Origin of the sequence: Mycolicibacterium gadium (assembly GCF_010728925.1) — a bacterium.
Classification (GTDB): Bacteria; Actinomycetota; Actinomycetes; order Mycobacteriales; family Mycobacteriaceae; genus Mycobacterium; species Mycobacterium gadium.
Genome location: NZ_AP022608.1, coordinates 1,871,521 through 1,890,981 on the forward strand (window position 1 = coordinate 1,871,521; position 19,461 = coordinate 1,890,981).

Consider the following 19,461-nt stretch of genomic DNA (forward strand, 5'->3'; position numbering starts at 1 on the left):
CGGCGAATTTCTCTTGTGATTACCCAAGGTGGAAGGCCGTTTTCATGACCACAGTTTCCGCATACGCCGCCACGTCGGCCACCGAGCCGCTGACCAAGACCACCATTACGCGTCGCGAGGTCGGACCGCACGACGTGGCATTCGACATCCATTTCGCCGGCATCTGTCACTCAGACATCCACACCGTGAAATCCGAGTGGGGTACCCCGAACTATCCGGTCGTCCCAGGCCACGAGATCGCCGGCGTCGTGACCGAGGTCGGTCCGGAAGTGACGGCGTTCAAGGTGGGCGATCGGGTCGGCGTCGGGTGCTTTGTCGATTCCTGCCGGGAGTGCGCCAGCTGTCGAGCGGGCGAGGAGCAGTACTGCACCAACCCCGGGATGGTGGGTACCTACAACGCGATCGGGCGTGACGGTGAGCCGACGCAGGGCGGGTACAGCGGTGCGATCGTCGTCGACGAGAACTACGTACTGCACATTCCCGACAGCTTGCCGCTGGACGCCGCCGCGCCTCTGCTGTGCGCGGGCATCACGCTGTATTCGCCGTTGCGACACTGGAATGCGGGCCCGGATACCAGCGTGGCCGTCGTCGGCCTTGGCGGCCTCGGCCATATGGGCGTCAAGCTCGCGCATGCGATGGGCGCGAACGTGACGGTGCTGAGCCAGTCGCTGAAGAAGATGGAGGACGGTCTGCGGTTGGGTGCTGGCGAGTACTACGCGACCTCCGACCCGGCGACGTTCGAAACATTGGCCGGCTCGTTCGACCTGATACTCAACACGGTCTCGGCGAACCTCGATCTGGATGCCTATCTGAAGCTGTTGAAGCTCGACGGGACCCTGGTCGAGCTCGGAATGCCCGAGCGTCCCATGACGGTGACTGCCCCGTCGCTGGTCTTCGGTCGGCGCAGCCTGGCCGGATCGTTGATCGGCGGCATCGCCGAGACACAGGAAATGCTGGATTTCTGCGCCGAACACGACGTGCGACCCGAAATCGAGGTCATCACACCGGATTACATCAACGAGGCGTACCAGCGGGTGCTCGCCAGCGATGTGCGCTACCGGTTCGTGATCGATACCGAGACGCTGCGCGGCTAGATACCTGCCGAAACTGTCCCCGGCTTCGCAGGGCCCCAGACAGATCGCGATTTGTTGCACTTGCGATCTGTCCGCAGTTTCGTTCCGAGGACGACGTAACGTACGCCGCCGGTCGCGCGAAAATTATTCATGAAGTCCAGGCCTATAACTGCACGCGTTCTCAACCTCGCGGCCGCTGCTGCGCTCGCCATAACACTCGTGGCTGCCCCGGCAACCATGCCCGTCCCGACGTCGCCGCTCATCCCGTCGGCATCCGCGCAATGCCCTGATGTGGAGGTGGTCTTCGCTCGCGGCCGCCAGGAGCCACCCGGTGTCGGAGCGGTCGGTGACGTCTTCGTCAATGCGCTGCGCTCCAGGACACCAATGTCAATCGGGGTGTATGGGGTCAACTACGTCGCGGACACCGACGCCGCGGCCGGCGCCACAGATATGCGCATGCGCGTTCAATCGATGGCGAAAACCTGCCCGAATACCCGCATGGTGCTCGGTGGCTACTCCCTCGGTGCCACGGCGGCCGATCTCATGACGCGGGCGAACAGACTGTCGTCAAGCGAAAGGCAGCACGTCGCAGCGGTCGTGATGTTCGGCAACGGCGGCAAGCGGCTCGGTCCGGCCCCGGCCTATGCCGATAGGACGATCGACCAGTGCGCGGACGGGGACCCCATCTGCGGGCGCGGTTTCAATTGGGATTCGCACCTACAGCCGTCGTACCTCGGTTCCGGGCTGGTGGAGCAAGCCGCAAGCTACGTCGCGGGCAGGCTTTAGAAGTCCCAGTCCTCGTCTTCGGTGTTGACGGCCTTGCCGATCACGTAGCTCGAGCCTGAACCCGAGAAGAAGTCGTGGTTCTCGTCGGCGTTGGGACTCAACGCCGACAGAATCGCCGGGTTGACGTCGGTCTCGTCGCGCGGGAACAGAGCTTCGTAGCCGAGGTTCATCAGCGCCTTGTTCGCGTTATAGCGCAAGAACTTCTTGACGTCCTCGGTCAGGCCGACCTCGTCGTAGAGATCCTGCGTGTATTCGACCTCGTTGTCATAGAGCTCGAAGAGCAACTCGTAGGTGTAGTCCTTGAGTTCGGCCTGCGTGGCGGCGTCGGTGTTGGCCAGCCCGCGCTGGTACTTGTAGCCGATGTAGTAGCCGTGCACGGCCTCGTCGCGAATGATCAGCCGGATCATGTCGGCGGTGTTGGTCAGCTTGGCCCGGCTCGACCAGTACATGGGCAGGTAGAAGCCCGAGTAGAACAGGAAGCTCTCCAGCAGCGTGGAGGCCACCTTGCGCTTCAGCGGCTCGTCGCCCTTGTAGTACTGCATGACGATCTCGGCCTTGCGCTGCAGGTTGGGGTTCTCCTCCGACCAGCGGAACGCGTCGTCGATCTCGGAGGTCGAGCACAACGTCGAGAAGATGTTGGAGTAGCTGCGCGCGTGCACCGACTCCATGAACGCGATATTCGTGTAGACCGCTTCCTCGTGCGGGGTCAGCGCATCGGGGATCAGGCTTACGGCGCCGACCGTGCCCTGGATGGTGTCCAGCAACGTCAACCCCGTGAACACGCGCATCGTGAGCTGTTTCTCGTGGGCGTTCAACGTTCCCCAAGAGGGGATGTCGTTGGACACCGGCACCTTCTCCGGCAACCAGAAGTTTCCGGTCAGCCGGTCCCAGACCTCGGCGTCCTTCTCGTCTTGCACGCGGTTCCAGTTGATGGCCGAGACACGGTCGATCAGTTTCACGCCATCGCTCACAAGAACCCCGTTTCACCTGGTCTTCTAGGACTTGGCTATAGAGCTGCTATAGCACCCTCAACACTACAACTGGGGTCCGACTTTCGACCGCAACACAACATCTTGTTTTGGCGTGTCGCGCAGCTACACGGCCACGCGGCTGCTCGCGTCGAGGAATTTGTACTCCGACCTGTCGAAACGACGAGTGGCCAGCCAGTACTGCCATGTCATCCCGCTCCACAGCGTGCGGTTGACGCCGTGTTCGTCCATGTACCAGCTGCGGCACCCGCCGGTGTTCCAGACCGTGCCCGCCAGGTCGCGCTGCAACTCGTCGTTGTACGCGTCCTGGGCGGCCCGCGTCGGCGCCAGCGCCTGCGCGCCCTTCTTGTCAACGGCCGCGATCGCATGCGCCGCATACCGGATCTGCGACTCGATCATGAACACCACCGAGTTGTGCCCGAGCGCGGTATTCGGCCCGAGCAGGAAGAACAGATTCGGCATGTCGGCGATCGTGATGCCGCGTAGCGCGGCCATGCCCTCGCGATTCCACCGGTCCACGAGGTCTTCGCCGCGGGGACCCTTGATATCGACGTAGGTGTAAGAGTCGGTGACGTGAAAGCCGGTGGCGGACACCACGACATCGACCTCACGTTCGGTGCCGTCGCTCGCGACGATGCCGGTCTTGGTGAACCGCGCGATGCCGTCGGTGATGACTTCGGTCTTCGGGTTGGCGATGCCCTTGTAGTAGGTGTCGGAATTGAGAATGCGCTTGCAGCCGGCGCGGTAGTTCGGTGTCAACTTCTTGCGCAGCACGGGGTCTTTGATGGAGCGCCGAATGTTGGCCTTCCCCATCAGTTCACCGAGTTTGAGAAGCCGCGGTTGCTTGGTCATCGCGAAGCCGACACCCTCGTGAATCCAGTAGATCCCGGCGCGCATCGCCGCACGCGTGCCCGGCACGTAGGTGAACACCTGCCGCATCCACCGCGGGATCGGATTGTTCGGTCGGGGCATCACCCACGCCGGAGTGCGCTGGTAAAGCTGAAGCTCCGCAACGTCCTTCACGATCTCAGGCACGATCTGGATGGCGCTGGCACCCGTCCCGATCACCGCGACGCGCTTACCGGTCAGATCGACGCTGTGGTCCCATTGCGCGGAGTGGAAGACCGCACCCTCGAACTCGCTGAGCCCCTCGAACTCCGGGATGAGCGGGATGTGCAATCCCCCAGCGCCGGAGATGAGGAACTGTGCAACGAACTCGCGGCCGTCCTTCGTGAAGGCGTGCCAGCGCATCTCCTCGTCGTCCCAGTGCGCCCGGTCTACGTGGGAGTTGAACTGGATGTAGCGCCGCAGCCCGTACTTGTTCGTCACACCTTGCAGGTACTCCTGGATTTCCGGCTGAAACGACCACATGTGCGACCAGTCGGGCTTGGGCTCGAACGAGAACGAGTACATGTGCGACGGAATGTCACAGGCACAGCCGGGATAGGTGTTGTCGCGCCACGTGCCGCCGATATCGTCGGCCTTCTCCAGGATCACGAAGTCCACGTTCTGCTGCTGCAATGCGATGCCCATCCCCAGACCGGAGAACCCCGAGCCGATGATGAGTGCGCGGGTGTGCACCGGCTTTGCCGCCGTCGCCTCTGGCGTGTGCTCGGCAACCGTCATGTCTGACCTTTCCTGGGAACGCCGGTACTGCATACTTTCCAGGCCCAGGGTACATCGTTGATGACAGTGCCGAGCGCTGGTCAGGCGAAGGAAAGGGCTCGCTGGCTGCCGAGATGGCGATCAGGGTCGAATGTCTCGAAGTGACCTGATCCGACCATGCCGATGCCGCGCTGCGGCATCCGGAAGTCGCCGAGGCGGGCCTGGCGCATCAACGGTCCGCTGGGGCCGAGGTCGCGGCCGTGCAACACCGCGCGCCATTCTGTGACGAGCCACACTTGCTTGGGGGCCATCGAGTAACACTGACCGTTGGGTGCGCGGCCGGTCAGCGACACTTCGCCGACGTCGAGGGTTCGCCTCGCCACCCGGCCTAGTCGGCGCAGCATCACCGGGTTGGTCCACCCCGATTCGGACAACCGATCGCTGACCTTGCTCATCAACCGTGTCGCGCGAGTCGACTGCAGATCGACGGCCCACTGCAAACTTCCCGGGATCTCGAAGCGCACCGATTGCGGGCCCGTCCAGGTGACGTCGATATCGCACTGCACGGCCTCATTTGGCGTGGCCGAGCTGAAATACCGTGCGCAGCTTTGTTGTCCGGGTGTGGTGGCGTAGAACGTCCAGTTGCAGGACGGATCACGATGCCACACCGACACATACGGCGGTGCGAACGTCGTCGCCGGGATCTGTCGCATGGCCAGGTAGTGCCCGTTGGCGAAGGGCAGGCCCATGATCCCGAATCCGACGAAGCGCTCGTCGTCTCCAGGGGGCAGGACCGGGTCGGCCAGCACGGCTGCCACGGCATCTCGGGGTGTCAGTTGTTTCGGCATGCGCCAATGATGTTCGGCGACATGGCCTCACGACATGAGGCGTCTGCCTCAAATCAGGCGACGGGTTGCTGTCGACGGACAGCGGTGTGAATCGGCTGGTCGGCGTCGATCTCGATGCCGAGTAGCTCGGCAGTGCCGTTGATGGCGCCGACCATGATCGTGGTCATGTGCGCGATGAACTTGTCGGCCGGCATCCGCCGTGGCTTGTCGTCATCTACGCCAAGCCACCAGTCGGTCGCCGACGCCGCGGTACCGAAGATCGCGAACGCCGCCAGCTCGAACGCCTCCGGTTCGGGCGCAAGATCCTCGAGCTGGGTGCTGATCATGCCGGCGATGGCGAGGGTGATCTCGCTGCCCTTGTTGACCGTCGTCATCGCCGTAGCCGATTGGTCGGCGAACCGTCCCTGCAGCAGGAACCGCACCACATTCGGATGCTGATCGACCAGCTCCACATAGTGCTCGACGCCACGGCCGACGATCTGGCGGGCTGAGTCGGTCTGCACGTTGACCGACGGGATGATCGCCGCCCACAACATGTCGCGCATCCGCTGACCGATCTCGGAGAACATGTCGGCTTTGTCCGCGAAGTGGCGGTAGATCTTGGGCTTCGCGGTGCCCGCCTCTTCGGCGATCTCGCGCACGCTGACGTTGGGTCCGAGGCGGTCGATCGCGCGGAACGCGGCGTCGACGATTTCCGCCCGCACCTTCTTCCGGTGCTCGCGCCAGCGCTCGCTACGGGCGTCCACTTTGACACCCGGCTCAGCGCTGGAACGTGATCTGGACCCTCGTCGCACCCAGCCACTGTACCGCCCGGACAGCGCTGACCTGCTCGGACCATCCCGCGGCAGCGAAAATTACCGATGTATTAGGGCATTTTTCTCGATGAGATGCACCGCGTCAGCTTGGGTACTATCTCTGCGATAGCCGATCGACGAGACGAGATTCATGACGCAGCGATACGACCTGGTCATCGCAGGTGGTGGGCCTTCTGGCTCAGCAGCCGCATGGCAGGCCGCGCAGACCGGCGCCAAGGTAGTGGTCCTGGACAAGGCCGAATTCCCGCGCGCCAAGCCCTGCGGTGACGGGCTCACCGCCCGTGCCGTGAGCTACCTGCAAAAGATGGGTCTGGCCGACGAGGTCGCCACCTACCACCGGGTCAACCGCGTGACGGTGTTCAGCCCAAGCGAGTGGGAGCTGTCGTTCCCCAAGCGTCCCGGCATGCCCGACCACGGGCACACCGTCAGCCGCGAGCACCTCGACACCACGCTGCTCAAGCACGCCGAGTCCGCCGGCGCCGAGGTCCGCCAGGGCGCCGAGGTGGCCGGCCCTGAACTCGATCCCAGCGGCCGCGTGGTGGGTGTGACGCTCAAGAGCGGCGAGAAGGTGTACGGCGACGCAGTCATTGCGGCCGATGGCGCCTACTCTCCCATCAAGCGCGCCCTGAAGATCGACTCGGAGTACAACGGCTACCAGGCCATCGCCATCCGATCGGAGATGCACGCCAATCGGCCCGACTCCGACAGCCTCGACATCTATTTGAAGCTGGCGTTCCAGGGGGACCAGCTTCCCGGCTACGGCTGGGTGTTCCCGATGGGCAACGGTGTGTTCAACATCGGCCTCGGTTACGTCAACAGCTACAAGAACTGGCAGTCGATCAACGCCACCCAGTTCCTCGGCGAGTTCCTGCGCACGCTGCCCGCCGATTGGGAGCTGCCGCCGATCGAGGAGCTGAAGAAGAACAAGAGTGTGCGGGCGTGGCGACTGCCGATGGGCTTCACCGCGTGGCCGCCGTGGCGCCCGGGTGTGCTGTTCGCCGGCGACTCGCTGGGTGCGGGTAAACCGGCGTCCGGCGCGGGCATCTCCAAGGCGCTCGAATCCGGGCTCGCCGCAGGCGAATGCGCGATCGCGGCATTGCAGAACGGCGGCCCCGACGATTTCACCAACTACGCGCAGCGGATGGAAGCGGCGTGGGGTCGCGAGTACCGGCGTGGCCGTTACTTCCACAAGCTGCTGGGCCAACCGCGGCTTGCCAATGCCGGGGTGAAGCTCATCGACAACGCCGCGTTCCGCGACCGGATGCTCAAAGCGCTGTACAAGAAAGCCCAAGGGCCACAGCACACCATCAAGCAGTAGTCGCCGAGCGGGCCACGACCGTGAGCAGCAATACCGAGTCCTCCAGCGCGACGACGTTGTGCCTTTCCTGCGGTATCGAGAGATAGTCGCCCGCGACGCCCTCGACCGTGGCGGCTGAGGTGCCGAGTCGAATCCGGCCGCGCAGCACCAACAGCGTTGCCTCGCCCGGACTTTCGTGCTCGTTGAGGCCATGCCCGCCGGCCAGCGCCAGCACAGTCTGACGCAACGCGTGGCCGCGGCCGCCGTAAACGGTCTGCGCAGAGCGACCCGAAGGTGCAGACCTGGCGGCTGTGATCTGTTCGTCGGCGATAACCGAAAGCGACAGCGTATCCACGGCATTCACCAGCCGCACCGCCTTGGGCTCAGGTCTTGGGGCTCAATATCAACCCGATTTCGCAGGAGCCTGTTCGCGAGTCCGGGGTGACGGCGACGCGATAGGACGCACCGATCGCGTCCGCGTTGAGATCGACGACCTCTTGCATGAGACCCTGTTGAATGCCTCTGACCACCTCGGGTGCGGTCGCTGCAACCTCGGCCAGCGGACAGGTGCACAGCTGAACCGTCACCTCGCCGAAGGAATTCAGCACCGAGCGCACCTGAAATCCCAGCTCGCTCAGCGTAGCTACCACCAGATCGGCGATCGTCGTTTCGTCTCGCTCCCTGGCCACGCGAACCCGATGGGCGAGATCTGCACCGATACGCAGTGCGCGTCGCTCGCGTTCCTCCACCGTCCCGCCGAGGTGAGCGGCGAAGAGTGAGACGATGTCCGCGTAGTCCAGCCTCGGCGCCACTTCGTACGTCAGCCGCGGTCGTCCTGCGCGTGCGACTTTTGCTCCGCCGCCACGCCGGATGTATCCCTGATCCTCGAGCGTCGTCAGGTGGAACCGAGCCGTGGTGATGTGAATCTGCAGCGAGTCGGCGACATGCCGGGCATCGACCGGCCCCGCCGCACTCTGCAGCAGGCCGAGCACCTTCTGCCGTTGTTGACCCGCCGCGCGGTCCGGCCGCGAGTCGATGGCGTGGCGCTGCACTGGCACCCCCTGAGTTTGTCATGACGACGGCACGACGCCGACAGCCGCGACCGCCGTCAGGGCGTGCCGGTACCGGTGAAAGGTCAGGCGCATGCCGATCACCCGCCGCCGCGCGGCGCCGCGGACGATCAGGTTGCCGACGATCCGCAACGCACCCAGCAAACCTTCGTCGGCCAGCACGCGTGCCGGGTTTAGCAGAGCCATTGGTGCGTAGTCAACCTTGATGTCCTCGAAGCCGGCGTCAGACAGCAACTGCGTCCATTCGGCCGCGGTGAGCGGACGCGCATTGACCTTGATCGATCGCGCGAGATCACGCCGGATATCGTCTTTGGTCTCCTGAGGCATTGAGTCAGGTTTCAGCCCCAACTCGTGGATCGCATAGCGGCCGCCGGGGCGCAGGATGCGGAATGCCTCGGCGACGATCGCGCGTTTGGCTTTATCACCCTGCATAGTCAGCATCGCTTCGCCCACAACGACGTCGGCGCTGGCGCCGGGAAGACCCGTGGCCGCGGCATCTGCGACGACCACCGTTCCGTCGACGGGCTTTACGACTTCGCGCACTGCCTCGGTCGCTGCGGCTGTGTCATCGACCCCGACATACGACCGTGGGCGCAACGCGACGATGTCACGTGCGGTGCGGCCCAGCCCGGGGCCGAGTTCCACGACGTCAGCTCCGCCGATTCCGGCGGCAGCGAGCACCCGGGTGGTCAGCTCGAGGCCGCCGGGTCGCAACACCCGCTTGCCCAGCCGTGCCAGTAGCCAGTGCCCCGGCATGTCGGCGTCACATCGCCCAGCCAACGGAAGGGCCTCTCTGCCTGTCATTTTCGGATCGTCCTTTCGGCCACGGCGACCATGAAGATCGCGCTTAACAATGCGCACGCGTAGAGCAGCGCGGCGTCCTTTCCCCACGGAGGGATCAGCACGGTGTCCTGCCCCGTCGCGTACACCGCGTTCAGCAGGGGCATGAAGCGCTGCATCGACGCCCCGCTGGGCAGATACCCGGCGGCCGACTCGGCGACATACGCCCACAGCAAGATCACACCGACAGCACCGAGAGGCGACCGGATCAGCGCACCGACGCCTACACCGGCGCCTGCGGCAGCGAAGGCGAGCACAGGGCCAGTCCAGAGCAGACGGTAACCGACCGGATCGGTGGGCGACACCGATCCGTACACCAGCGGCGAGATGAGCGGTAGCGCCACAAGAACGGCAATCAGCGTGACAACGGTGACGACCGCGCCGACTGACCCGTAGAACAACCAGCGGCCGGCCAGTACCGGCCACGGTTGGGCGAACGCTAGATGCGCGTATTCCCTTGCACGATATCGGCTTTCGGAAGCCTGTCCGTCCGCGGCCGCAACGGCGACCAGCACGACGGTGATAGTGATGACCCAGTATGCGGCATTAGAGGTCGACACTGCCAGTACTGAAAGCTGCCCTGGTATGCGGGCGAACGCCTCTGCCACAGCGGCGATTCCGAAAGTGATGATCATCGGGACGACGCCGGCGGCGGGCACGACGACCGTCCATAGCCGGCTGCGGCCACTGGTGCGGACGCGTTCCGCTTCGAGGCTGCGCGCGATCAGCGCGGGCGCGGCGCTCATGCGTATTCCAGCAGCGCGTTTTCCAACCATTCACGGGTGTCCTCCCCCTCGGGGGCCAGCTGTTGCAGAGCGCCGACGGTTTGGATTTGACCGTCGACGAGCAGTGCGATTCGGTCGGCGGTGAGTGCCACTTCGCCGAGCAGATGGGTGGCGACCACCACCGTGCAGCCTGCTTTCGCCAACCTGCGCAGTAGTGACCTGAACCAGACGATGCCGGGTACATCGAGACCGTTGAGGGGCTCGTCGAACAGCAGCGCTCGCGGCTCTCCCAGCAGCGCCCCTGCAATGGCCAACCGCTGCCGCGCGCCCAGTGACAGTCGGCCGATGCGCACGGACCGCTGGCCGAGTAGCCCTGTCTCGTCGAGGATAGCGTCGACGCGCGCCGAACCGATGCCGGATAGCGCGGCCAGCCAGGCCAGGTGCCGGTGCACGGTGTGTTTCGGGTTCATCGCGTCGGGACCGAGGTGGACGCCGAGTAGTCGAGGGCCGCCGGATCGGGGCTGCCGACACACGGCGACTGTGCCAGCGTCGGGGCGATCGAGGCCCGCGATCAGACGCAACAGGGTGGTCTTGCCCGCGCCGTTGAGACCGAGCAGCGCCGTGACGGAGCCCGCGGGAAATTCGACGGTGACGCCATCGACGGCGCGGCTGCTTCCGAAAGACTTTGTCAATCCAATGGTTTCGATCACGGGGCGAATCACTCGAAGTTGCACGGGATAGGAAGACCGAGCGTCTTGATGCCATTGCACAGTGACTTGCTCGCCACCCTCCATCGGCCGTTGATACGCCGCCATTCAGCGTTGATCGCGATGGTGGGAGCACCTTGCCTGTTGGCGTTGATGACGGCGGTGTGCCGATCGGGCTCGTGCGTCTCAGGTCCGGTGACCAGACTCGATCCGCGGGGCGGGCGGAAGAAGCCGATGCGGTAGACCATCTTCGGCACGATCACGGCACGATTGCCGCCCTCCAGTTGTGCGGCTTTCACCCAATCGGGCGCAGGGGTGCCGACCAACAATCGAATCTGGGCGTCGAGCTCGGCGAGTGTCGGCACTTCGGAGGTGATCGCGAAATTGTCGTCGAACCCCGGCACGGCATTCGCGCCAGGCGCGCCACTGAGCATGGCCGCCGCAACAGCGACCACCATTCCCGCAGCGACTGCGAAGCGCGTGGACATCAACCGGCCCCTCTTTAGAGGAAATGTTTCCGGTTAATTTAGATCCGCAGGGCAAGGAAGGCAAGCCTTACCTCTCGGGACGGAGAATCGCGCAGCTACTGACACGCAGATTCACCTGGCGGGGCGGTGTTCGAGCCGCGCGCCTGGTCGCCATCGGCCCTATCGGGCCGCGTCGCTACTTCTTCTTGTTGCGGTTGTGGTCGCCCACTTGTGGGCCAGGGGCAGGCTTAGCCTTGGTGGTCGGCTCGAACTTGCCGCCCTTCTTAGGGTCATAGGTCTGCTTTTGATCAGCCATGAATCGAGGGTATGCCTGCACCAGCCCCTAGTCGATGGCATGAGCAATTGCGCACGCCGGAGGCGCCTCGGTGCATTTACCCGCGCTGAGCGCGGCTTTCTGCCCCCAAAACCGCGCTACAGCATGCAGCTGACGCAGCCCTCGACCTCGGTGCCCTCCAGCGCCATCTGACGCAGCCGGATGTAGTACAGCGTCTTGATTCCCTTGCGCCAGGCGTAGATCTGCGCCTTGTTGACGTCACGGGTGGTCGCGGTGTCCTTGAAGAACAGCGTCAGGCTCAGCCCCTGGTCCACATGCTGCGTCGCCGCGGCATACGTATCGATGATTTTCTCGTAGCCGATCTCGTACGCGTCCTGGTAGTACTCGAGGTTTTCGTTCGTCAGGTACGGCGCCGGGTAGTAGACGCGGCCGATCTTGCCTTCCTTGCGGATCTCGATCTTGCTCGCCACCGGGTGGATCGAGCTGGTCGAGTTGTTGATGTAGCTGATCGAACCTGTCGGAGGAACGGCCTGCAGGTTCTGGTTGTAGATGCCGTCCTTCTGCACCGACTCCTTGAGCCGCGTCCAGTCCTCCTGCGTCGGGATTCGAATGCCGGCCTTCTCGAACAACTGCTTGACCCGATCGGTCTTCGGCTCCCACACCTGCTCGGTGTACTTGTCGAAGAACTCACCCGACGCGTACTTCGACTTCTCGAAACCCTTGAAGTGCGAGCCGCGTTCGATTGCGATGCGGTTTGACGCCCGCAGCGCGTGGTACAGCACCGTGTAGAAGTAGATGTTGGTGAAGTCCACACCCTCTTCGGAGCCGTAGTGAATTCGCTCCCGCGCCAGGTACCCGTGCAGGTTCATCTGCCCCAGGCCGATCGCGTGAGAGTCGTTGTTGCCCTGCTCGATCGACGGCACCGACCAGATGTGCGTCTGGTCTGACACCGCGGTCAACGCCCGGATGGCCACCTCGATGCTCTGCGCGAAATCCGGCGAATCCATGGTCTTGGCGATGTTCATCGAGCCGAGGTTGCACGAAATGTCCTTGCCCACTTGGGCGTAGGACAGATCGTCGTTGAACACCGACGGCGTCGACACCTGCAGGATCTCCGAGCACAGGTTGCTGTGGGTGATCTTGCCGTCGATCGGGTTGGCCCGGTTCACCGTGTCCTCGTACATGATGTACGGGTAACCGGACTCGAACTGCAGCTCGGCCAGCGTCTGGAAGAACTCACGCGCCTTGATCTTCGTCTTGCGGATCCGTGCGTCGTCGACCATCTCGTAGTACTTCTCGGTGACCGAGATGTCAGCGAACGGCAGCCCGTACACGCGCTCGACGTCGTACGGCGAGAACAGGTACATGTCCTCGTTCTTCTTCGCGAGCTCGAACGTGATGTCCGGAATCACCACACCCAACGAAAGCGTCTTGATGCGGATCTTCTCGTCGGCGTTCTCACGCTTGGTGTCGAGGAAGCGGTAGATGTCGGGATGGTGCGCATGCAGGTACACCGCGCCCGCGCCCTGACGGGCACCCAGCTGGTTGGCGTAGGAGAACGAGTCCTCCAGCAGCTTCATGATGGGGATGACACCCGAGCTCTGGTTCTCGATGTTCTTGATGGGCGCGCCGTGCTCACGAATGTTGGTCAGCAGCAACGCGACACCGCCACCGCGCTTGGACAGCTGCAACGCGGAGTTGATGGACCGCCCGATGGACTCCATGTTGTCCTCGATGCGCAGCAGGAAGCAGCTCACCGGCTCGCCGCGTTGCTTCTTGCCGGAGTTCAGGAACGTCGGCGTGGCCGGCTGGAATCGGCCGTCGATGATCTCGTCGACGAGTTTCTCGGCAAGGATGGTGTCACCCGAGGCGAGCGTCAGCGCCACCATGACGACACGGTCCTCGAAGCGCTCCAGATAGCGCTTGCCGTCAAAGGTTTTCAGCGTGTAGCTGGTGTAGTACTTGAATGCGCCGAGGAACGTCGGGAACCGGAACTTCTTCGCATAGGCGCGACTGATCAGCGACTTGACGAAGTTGCGCGAGTACTGGTCGAGCACTTCACGCTCGTAGTAGTTCTCCTTGATCAGGTAGTCGAGCTTCTCGTCCTGATCGTGGAAGAACACGGTGTTCTGGTTGACGTGCTCCAGGAAATACTGGTGCGCTGCCTCGCGGTCCTTCTCGAACTGGATCTTGCCGTCTGCGTCGTACAGATTCAGCATCGCGTTGAGCGCGTGGTAATCCGTCTCGCCGGCGCCGCCGACGGCGGCCGGGGTGGCGGTTACAGGCTCTGCAGCTGTGACGGTTGGTGGCACGTCTGTTCCTTCCAGAAGTCAGCAAGACCCAGACGGACGGCTTCAACGTCGTCGGGGGTTCCCATCAATTCGAAGCGGTAGAGGTAAGGCACGCGGCACTTGGCGGACACCACATTGCCGGCGTAGGCGAATTCTTCACCGAAGTTATTGTTGCCCGCGGCGATGACCCCGCGGATCAACGACCGGTTGTGCTCGTTGTTCAAAAAGGCGATGACCTGCTTGGGGACGTAGCCCCCACTGTTGATATCGGGTGTTGCCTTGCCGCCACCGTAAGTGGGCAGGACGAGCACGTAAGGCTCGTCGACCTCGATACGGCCGTGCAACGGGATCCGGGTAGCGGGCAAACCCAGCTTCTGGACGAAGCGGTGGGTGTTCTCCGAGACGCTCGAGAAGTAAACGAGGTTGCTCATTCGTTTTCTCCTCTCCGCTGTCCGGATACCCCTAGGCCGTGGCGGCGACGGCGCCGAGCGCCTTGATGCGATCAGGACGGAAGCCCGACCAATGATCGTTGCCGGCAACCACGACCGGGGCCTGCAGGTAGCCGAGCGCCATGACGTAGTCACGCGCCTCGCTGTCGAGGCTGATGTCGACCGTCTCGTAGGCGATGCCCTGCTTGTCCAGCGCCTTGTACGTGGCGTTGCACTGCACGCATGCGGGCTTGGTGTACACGGTGATCGATGGGTGCGACATTCGGTACGGCTCCTCTACAACAGGCCTGTGCTGGGCTGGCTACTTCTCGGGTACTACATCCCACTGAATTTCAGCGGCCCGGAGGCCCTCAAAATTCCTGCGGTCCGAGGCCGCGGTCCGTGGGGTCTGAGAGCCGACACCGGCGGATTTCTGGCCTCCGGCCGACCCGTGGAGATTTGGAAACTGTGGGGGTCTGTCGGTGTTCGAAACACTACACCTAGTGTCCGACAATCCGAACAGATACCAGATGTTCTGAATAACAATTTTGAAATTCCCTGGTCGTAAGCATTCGTCGGCGATCTTCCCCGGCGTGTCGCACATCACATCGTGGGTGTGTCGCGCCTGAGCCCCAGATCTACCACGGGCCACCGACAGGTCGGCCCCCGTCAACTGTCACAGTGACGTAACAGCAAATGCTCCGAAACGGTCACGGAAGGCGTCCGGCATCGTCGGCGTAACGACGGCCGCGAAGGATTCCCTCGATGTTGCGCTCGGCAAGCGCGGTGATCGACATGAACGGATTGCAACCGATGTAGCCCGGGAGCAGCGACGCATCGTTCACATAGAGGTTGTCGTAGCCCCTGACCCGCCCGAAAGCGTCGGTGGCCCGCCCCCGCACCACCCCGCCCAGCGGATGCACCGTGTGGGGTGCGAAGACCTTCCCGTCGAAGATGTCATCGCGGTACTCGACGCCGTTGGCGCCCACGATCCGGTCGAACACGGTCCGGGCCCTGGCCACCTGATGCTCGGTGTGCCCCTCCGGCCAGTCGATGGTGATCGAATCGGTGGCGGTGTCGTACATGATGTCCGCACGGTCGTCGGTCTTGACCATCGCGTAGTAGCCGAGCGCGTGAGTCTCGACCGGAAGCGGGATCGAGAAGACGCTGGCATACACCGGATTGTCCGGGTCGCTGCGGCCGTCGATGTTGATCATGCCCATCAGCGACTGCTCGGTGCCCGTCGGATCGCTGGTCATGTGCGACACCATGACGTCCCCATTGTTGCCGTAGCCACGGCCGATCTCGTCACTGAGATCCGGAAGCGCTCCGGTGTCCCGGGCCCGCAACAGAATATGCGACGTGCCGAGCACCCCGGCGCTCAAGAACAGCCGATCGCAACCTAATTCCTCGCGGGCGACCTCGGTCCCCCACCGGTCGATCTCGCGGATGGCTACCACGTACTCGCCGGAGGGTTCGCGACGGATGCCGGTGACTTCGGTGAGGGCACGTAGTTTCACATAGCCGGTCCCCAGGGCCGCGGCGATGTATGTCTGGTCTACGCTGCCGAACCGCCCGAAGTTGTTGCCGTACTGCTGCTCGAAGTCGAGTGCGGAACGCGGAACCTGCCCCGCCTCCTCCTGTTTCATGTACTCGAATGAATAGGCGCTGGCGCTGTAGTCGACGCCGTAACCCGCGGCCTGTGCGTATTGACGGCCCACCCGCGCGTACTGAAAGTAGGGTGTCTGTTCGAACCAATCCATGTCGCGGCCGTTGATGCGAAGCATCTGGGCGGCGCGCCCGACGTAGGTGCCGAGGAACTCGTCGGCGGTGATGTCAGGGAAGGCGGCGCGAACCTGATCCGCGGTGGGGACGGCGGCGATCGCCGCGTTGATCATCGATCCGCCACCGACCGCCACGCCGCGAAACACGCTGTGCGCGCCGTGCACTGACTTGTCACAGATGCCGGCTTGGACGGGTTGTGCCGACGGGTTGTTCTTGGCCACGTCTTCGACAGAGACACCCATGTACGACGGCACCAGGCTCGGCGGGACGTCGGAGAACCACGCCGCACGCGTGTCGGCGGGCAGCATGCGGGTGAAGCGTCTGCCGTCTTCGTCCGGTGTGTCCCAGTGCCTTCCCTTCTCCAAAATCAATGTCTGAATGCCGGCTTGCCCAAGCCGCAGCGCGGACACCCCGCCGCCGTAACCACTGCCCACCACGATCGCGGGGTAATGACTTCGCGAGGTCTTCGCTGCCGGCGGAATCCGGAACTCGAGGAAACCGGCGCCGAAAGCAGCACCGGCGACCATTCCCGCCGAGGCTCCCAGAAAGCGCCTGCGTGAGACCGTCGGCTCAGCGCGTCGATGTCGCGCAACGGGCGCTCGCTGGACCAGGAACTTGTCGGTCGTCTGCGACTCTAGCGAATTTTTCATTATTTTCTACAGACGTCAATTTCAGGTGAGTCGAGCGTGCTGTCAGTAAGGATCACGAAGTCGAATTTGTCGCGGACGCAACAGTCCGGACAGTTCCAGTCGTCCGGAACTGCTTCCCATGGGGTGCCCCTGGGGAAACCTTCACGTGGATTAGCTGTGCTTTCGCAGTGTCGATAGCCACATTCAGGGCATTGCGCCGTTATCACGAGCGCTCTCCTTCATCCACTGAGCCGATCGTCTCCCGATGCCACATCGCATGGATTTCTGGTTCGAGTTGAATATATTAGCTTTCTTTTGTAGTTTGTGAAAGCAGATCTAGCAATGAACTGGAGTCATGGAGTCAACATCGAGAGCAGAGCATCGCGGGCATACTGAGCCCGGACAAGACATCGCCACGAACAAGGGTTGGCGGGACCGCAAGCGTTACCTCTGGCTGCTAGCGCCGATCGTCCCGTCGCTTGTCGCCGAATCGTGGTTTCTGGTGCAGGTGACCGGTGTGGATCTGTTCTGGTGGTTCGGTCCGATCCTGACCTTCTTCGTCGTGCCGGTGCTCGACCATCTGGTCGGCGCCGATGCCGAGAACCCGCCCGACAGCGCGTTGGCCTGGCTGGAGAACGACCGTTTCTATCGCTGGGTCACCATGCTCTTCCTTCCCTCGCAATATCTTTCGCTGCTCTTCGCGTGCTGGATTTGGGCCGGCGGCGGCTGGGTCCACATGTCAATGGTCGACAAGCTCGGACTGATGTTCACCGTCGGTATCGTTGGCGGGATCGCGATCAGCACCGCGCACGAACTCGGCCACCGGCGGGCCGGACTGGAGCGCAGGCTGAGCAAGCTCGCACTCGCCCAATCGGGCTACGGGCATTTCTTCGTCGAGCACAACCGCGGCCACCACGCCAGGGTCGCCACGCCGGAGGATCCCGCAAGCTCACGACTCGGCGAATCGCTGTACCTGTTCATCGGCCGATCGCTGACGGGCGGTGTGCGATCCGCATGGCGACTCGAGCGAGCACGATTCGCGCGTATCGGGACGACCCACTGGAGCTTGCGCAACGACGTGCTGAACGCCTGGTTGCTCACCCTGGTGTTGTTCGTGATCCTGGTCGTCTGGTTCGGAGTCGTTGTGCTGCCATGGCTTATCGGCCAGGCGATCGTCGGCTTCTGCATGCTCGAAACCGTCAACTATCTCGAGCACTATGGGCTGAGGCGACAAAAACTCGCCGACGGGCGCTACGAACGCGTACGCGCGTGGCACAGCTGGAACAGCAACACCATCGTCGCCAACGTGTGTCTGTTCCACCTCCAGCGGCACTCCGACCATCACGCCCATCCGGTGCGCCGCTATCAGACGCTGCGCCACGCCGAGGAGGCGCCGCAGCTTCCGTCGGGCTACGCCACGATGATGCTGATTGCGATGATCCCGCCGTTATGGCGCCGCATCATGGACTGGCGCGTCATTCAGCACTACGGCGGCCAGCTACACCTGGCGGCGTTGAGTCCGCGCTACGCAGAACACGGCAGACGCGCGGCCCACCGCGACGCGAGCCCGCCGCTGTGATGTCAGCCGACTTCGGCGGCCAGCTTGCCCACGATGTCGCGCAATTGTTCGGCAACCTCGGTGTTCTCACGGGGGTGCTTGCCGTCGAATGCCGTCGATCGCACTGACAGAGTCAGGTCCTCGATGACGCGCGGTCCGGCAATGCCGAACGACTTGCGCGTTTCGTCGTGGGCCCACACCCCGCCGTATTGGCCGAGCGCAGCCCCCACGACCGCCAGCGGCTTACCTTTGAGCGCGCCGTCACCGAACGGCCGCGACAACCAGTCGATCGCGTTCTTCAACACGCCCGGAATGCTCCCGTTGTACTCGGGTGTGACGACCAGAGCGGCGTCAGCGTCGGCAGCGGCCTGCCGTAACGCGACTACCGGCTCTGCGACGTCGGCGTTGTCGATGTCCTCGTTGTAGAACGGCAACTCCCCCAGCCGGTCGAAAGTCTGCAGCCGTACACCGTCTGGAGCCGATTCGATGGCGAGTTCGGCGAGCTGCCGATTGACAGACGCCGCACGCAGGCTGCCTACCAATACGAGCATCTTGATGTCCGACATGTTCAAACCCTTTCGATCGCGGTATGGATCCTCGCATCGTGAAACCGGACCTTGGTCCGAATTCATCCCACTGAATTAAAGTGGTGACATGCCCCCACACGCGCTGCCGATCTCCGACGAGGCGCCGCAAGAACGGGGCGACGCCGCTCGTAATCGCACGTTACTGCTGGAAGCCGCGCGCCGGCTCATCTCCGAACGCGGCGCCGACGCGGTCACCACCGACGACATCGCCGTCGCCGCGGGTGTGGGCAAGGGCACACTGTTCCGCCGCTTCGGCAGCCGTGCGGGGCTGATGATCGTCCTGCTCGACGAGGACGAGAAGGTCCAGCAGCAGGCCTTTCTGTTCGGGCCGCCTCCGCTTGGCCCCGGCGCGCCGCCGCTGGAACGGCTGATCGCGTTCGGCCGCGCCAGGCTGAAGTTCGTCAGAGCCCATCAGGCGCTGCTATCGGACGCCAACAGGGACCCGCAGATGCGCTTCAGCGCCCCGGCCACGCTTCATCAACGGCACATCACGGTGCTGCTTGACGAGGCGGCCACCACCGGGGACCTCGACGCCCAGGCCACTGCCCTGCTCGCGCTGCTGGACGCCGACTACGTGCACCACCAGCTCACCGAAGGCGGTCAGACACTGAGGAGCCTTGGTGACGCGTGGGAAACCTTGGCGCGCAAGGTCTGCGGCACCTGACC

At 63.6% G+C, this 19,461-nt stretch carries 21 protein-coding genes; 5 read left to right on the forward strand and 16 right to left on the reverse strand.

Translation table 11 applies throughout. The annotated features are described in order from the left end of the window. Window positions 1–44: 44 nt before the first annotated feature. Both G6N36_RS09375 and G6N36_RS09380 read left to right on the forward strand, forming a co-directional pair. Window positions 45–1,094, forward strand: coding sequence for an NAD(P)-dependent alcohol dehydrogenase (locus G6N36_RS09375; protein ID WP_163686271.1), 1,050 nt, complete (start codon window positions 45–47; stop codon window positions 1,092–1,094). Window positions 1,095–1,223: 129 nt separating this feature from the next. After that, window positions 1,224–1,859 (forward strand): cutinase family protein, encoded by a 636-nt coding sequence (locus G6N36_RS09380; protein WP_163686272.1) that lies wholly within the window; start codon window positions 1,224–1,226, stop codon window positions 1,857–1,859. Here the strand turns inward: G6N36_RS09380 and nrdF are convergent. The 4 genes from nrdF to G6N36_RS09400 all read right to left on the reverse strand — a co-directional run bounded on the left by nrdF (window position 1,856) and on the right by G6N36_RS09400 (window position 6,095). Further along, a complete protein-coding gene (gene nrdF, locus G6N36_RS09385; protein ID WP_163690568.1) occupies window positions 1,856–2,818 on the reverse strand; it encodes a class 1b ribonucleoside-diphosphate reductase subunit beta in 963 nt (320 codons plus the stop codon). The genes G6N36_RS09380 and nrdF overlap by 4 nt on opposite strands. Window positions 2,819–2,953: 135 nt before the next feature. Then, window positions 2,954–4,474, reverse strand: a complete 1,521-nt coding sequence (locus tag G6N36_RS09390) for a flavin-containing monooxygenase (protein WP_163686273.1) — start codon at window positions 4,472–4,474, stop codon at window positions 2,954–2,956. An 80-nt stretch (window positions 4,475–4,554) separates the two neighbouring features. Beyond that, entirely contained in the window at window positions 4,555–5,301 is a 747-nt protein-coding gene (locus G6N36_RS09395; protein ID WP_163686274.1) for a hypothetical protein, read from the reverse strand. A 53-nt stretch (window positions 5,302–5,354) separates the two neighbouring features. Beyond that, window positions 5,355–6,095, reverse strand: coding sequence for a TetR/AcrR family transcriptional regulator (locus G6N36_RS09400; protein ID WP_163686275.1), 741 nt, complete (start codon window positions 6,093–6,095; stop codon window positions 5,355–5,357). A 151-nt stretch (window positions 6,096–6,246) separates the two neighbouring features. Here G6N36_RS09400 and G6N36_RS09405 point away from each other — a divergent pair, with 151 nt between their 5' ends. Then, window positions 6,247–7,434 carry an NAD(P)/FAD-dependent oxidoreductase gene (locus G6N36_RS09405; protein ID WP_163686276.1) on the forward strand — a complete coding sequence of 396 codons (1,188 nt, stop codon included), beginning with the start codon at window positions 6,247–6,249 and terminating at the stop codon, window positions 7,432–7,434. Here G6N36_RS09405 and G6N36_RS09410 read toward each other — a convergent pair. From G6N36_RS09410 to G6N36_RS09460, 11 genes are all read right to left on the reverse strand, one after another. Next, window positions 7,424–7,768 (reverse strand): cupin domain-containing protein, encoded by a 345-nt coding sequence (locus G6N36_RS09410; RefSeq protein WP_163690569.1) that lies wholly within the window; start codon window positions 7,766–7,768, stop codon window positions 7,424–7,426. The genes G6N36_RS09405 and G6N36_RS09410 overlap by 11 nt on opposite strands. A gap of 28 nt (window positions 7,769–7,796) precedes the next feature. Next, window positions 7,797–8,465, reverse strand: a complete 669-nt coding sequence (locus tag G6N36_RS09415) for a helix-turn-helix transcriptional regulator (protein WP_163690570.1) — start codon at window positions 8,463–8,465, stop codon at window positions 7,797–7,799. Between the two features lie 18 nt (window positions 8,466–8,483). Further along, on the reverse strand, window positions 8,484–9,287 hold the full coding sequence (locus G6N36_RS09420; protein ID WP_163686277.1) for a class I SAM-dependent methyltransferase: 804 nt from the start codon (window positions 9,285–9,287) through the stop codon (window positions 8,484–8,486). Beyond that, window positions 9,284–10,069, reverse strand: a complete 786-nt coding sequence (locus G6N36_RS09425) for an ABC transporter permease (RefSeq protein ID WP_163686278.1) — start codon at window positions 10,067–10,069, stop codon at window positions 9,284–9,286. The genes G6N36_RS09420 and G6N36_RS09425 overlap by 4 nt, the downstream gene beginning before the upstream one ends. Further along, window positions 10,066–10,758, reverse strand: coding sequence for an ABC transporter ATP-binding protein (locus tag G6N36_RS09430; RefSeq protein WP_163686279.1), 693 nt, complete (start codon window positions 10,756–10,758; stop codon window positions 10,066–10,068). Before G6N36_RS09430 ends, G6N36_RS09425 begins: the two co-directional genes overlap by 4 nt. Window positions 10,759–10,766: 8 nt before the next feature. Beyond that, window positions 10,767–11,243: an MTB12 C-terminal domain-containing protein gene (locus tag G6N36_RS09435; RefSeq protein WP_163686280.1), complete on the reverse strand. Its 477-nt coding sequence runs from the start codon at window positions 11,241–11,243 to the stop codon at window positions 10,767–10,769. A gap of 411 nt (window positions 11,244–11,654) precedes the next feature. Next, window positions 11,655–13,829 (reverse strand): class 1b ribonucleoside-diphosphate reductase subunit alpha, encoded by a 2,175-nt coding sequence (gene nrdE, locus G6N36_RS09440; RefSeq protein WP_163686281.1) that lies wholly within the window; start codon window positions 13,827–13,829, stop codon window positions 11,655–11,657. Continuing rightward, complete coding sequence (gene nrdI, locus G6N36_RS09445; RefSeq protein ID WP_163686282.1) at window positions 13,796–14,239, reverse strand: class Ib ribonucleoside-diphosphate reductase assembly flavoprotein NrdI; 444 nt, start codon at window positions 14,237–14,239, stop codon at window positions 13,796–13,798. The genes nrdE and nrdI overlap by 34 nt, the downstream gene beginning before the upstream one ends. Window positions 14,240–14,270: 31 nt before the next feature. Continuing rightward, the gene (locus G6N36_RS09450) at window positions 14,271–14,519 is read right to left on the reverse strand and encodes a redoxin NrdH (protein ID WP_163686283.1); all 249 of its coding nucleotides are present in this window, start codon (window positions 14,517–14,519) and stop codon (window positions 14,271–14,273) included. A 427-nt stretch (window positions 14,520–14,946) separates the two neighbouring features. Next, window positions 14,947–16,671 carry a GMC oxidoreductase gene (locus G6N36_RS09455; protein WP_163686284.1) on the reverse strand — a complete coding sequence of 575 codons (1,725 nt, stop codon included), beginning with the start codon at window positions 16,669–16,671 and terminating at the stop codon, window positions 14,947–14,949. After that, window positions 16,671–16,877, reverse strand: coding sequence for a rubredoxin (locus tag G6N36_RS09460; RefSeq protein WP_163686285.1), 207 nt, complete (start codon window positions 16,875–16,877; stop codon window positions 16,671–16,673). Before G6N36_RS09460 ends, G6N36_RS09455 begins: the two co-directional genes overlap by 1 nt. 128 nt (window positions 16,878–17,005) lie before the next feature. Between G6N36_RS09460 and G6N36_RS09465 the strand changes: the two genes are divergently transcribed. Further along, complete coding sequence (locus G6N36_RS09465; RefSeq protein WP_163686286.1) at window positions 17,006–18,229, forward strand: alkane 1-monooxygenase; 1,224 nt, start codon at window positions 17,006–17,008, stop codon at window positions 18,227–18,229. A 2-nt stretch (window positions 18,230–18,231) separates the two neighbouring features. Here the strand turns inward: G6N36_RS09465 and G6N36_RS09470 are convergent, their stop codons facing one another. After that, window positions 18,232–18,774 (reverse strand): NADPH-dependent FMN reductase, encoded by a 543-nt coding sequence (locus G6N36_RS09470; RefSeq protein WP_163686287.1) that lies wholly within the window; start codon window positions 18,772–18,774, stop codon window positions 18,232–18,234. An 88-nt stretch (window positions 18,775–18,862) separates the two neighbouring features. Here G6N36_RS09470 and G6N36_RS09475 point away from each other — a divergent pair, with 88 nt between their 5' ends. Continuing rightward, window positions 18,863–19,459, forward strand: a complete 597-nt coding sequence (locus G6N36_RS09475) for a TetR/AcrR family transcriptional regulator (RefSeq protein WP_163686288.1) — start codon at window positions 18,863–18,865, stop codon at window positions 19,457–19,459. Window positions 19,460–19,461: the final 2 nt, after the last annotated feature.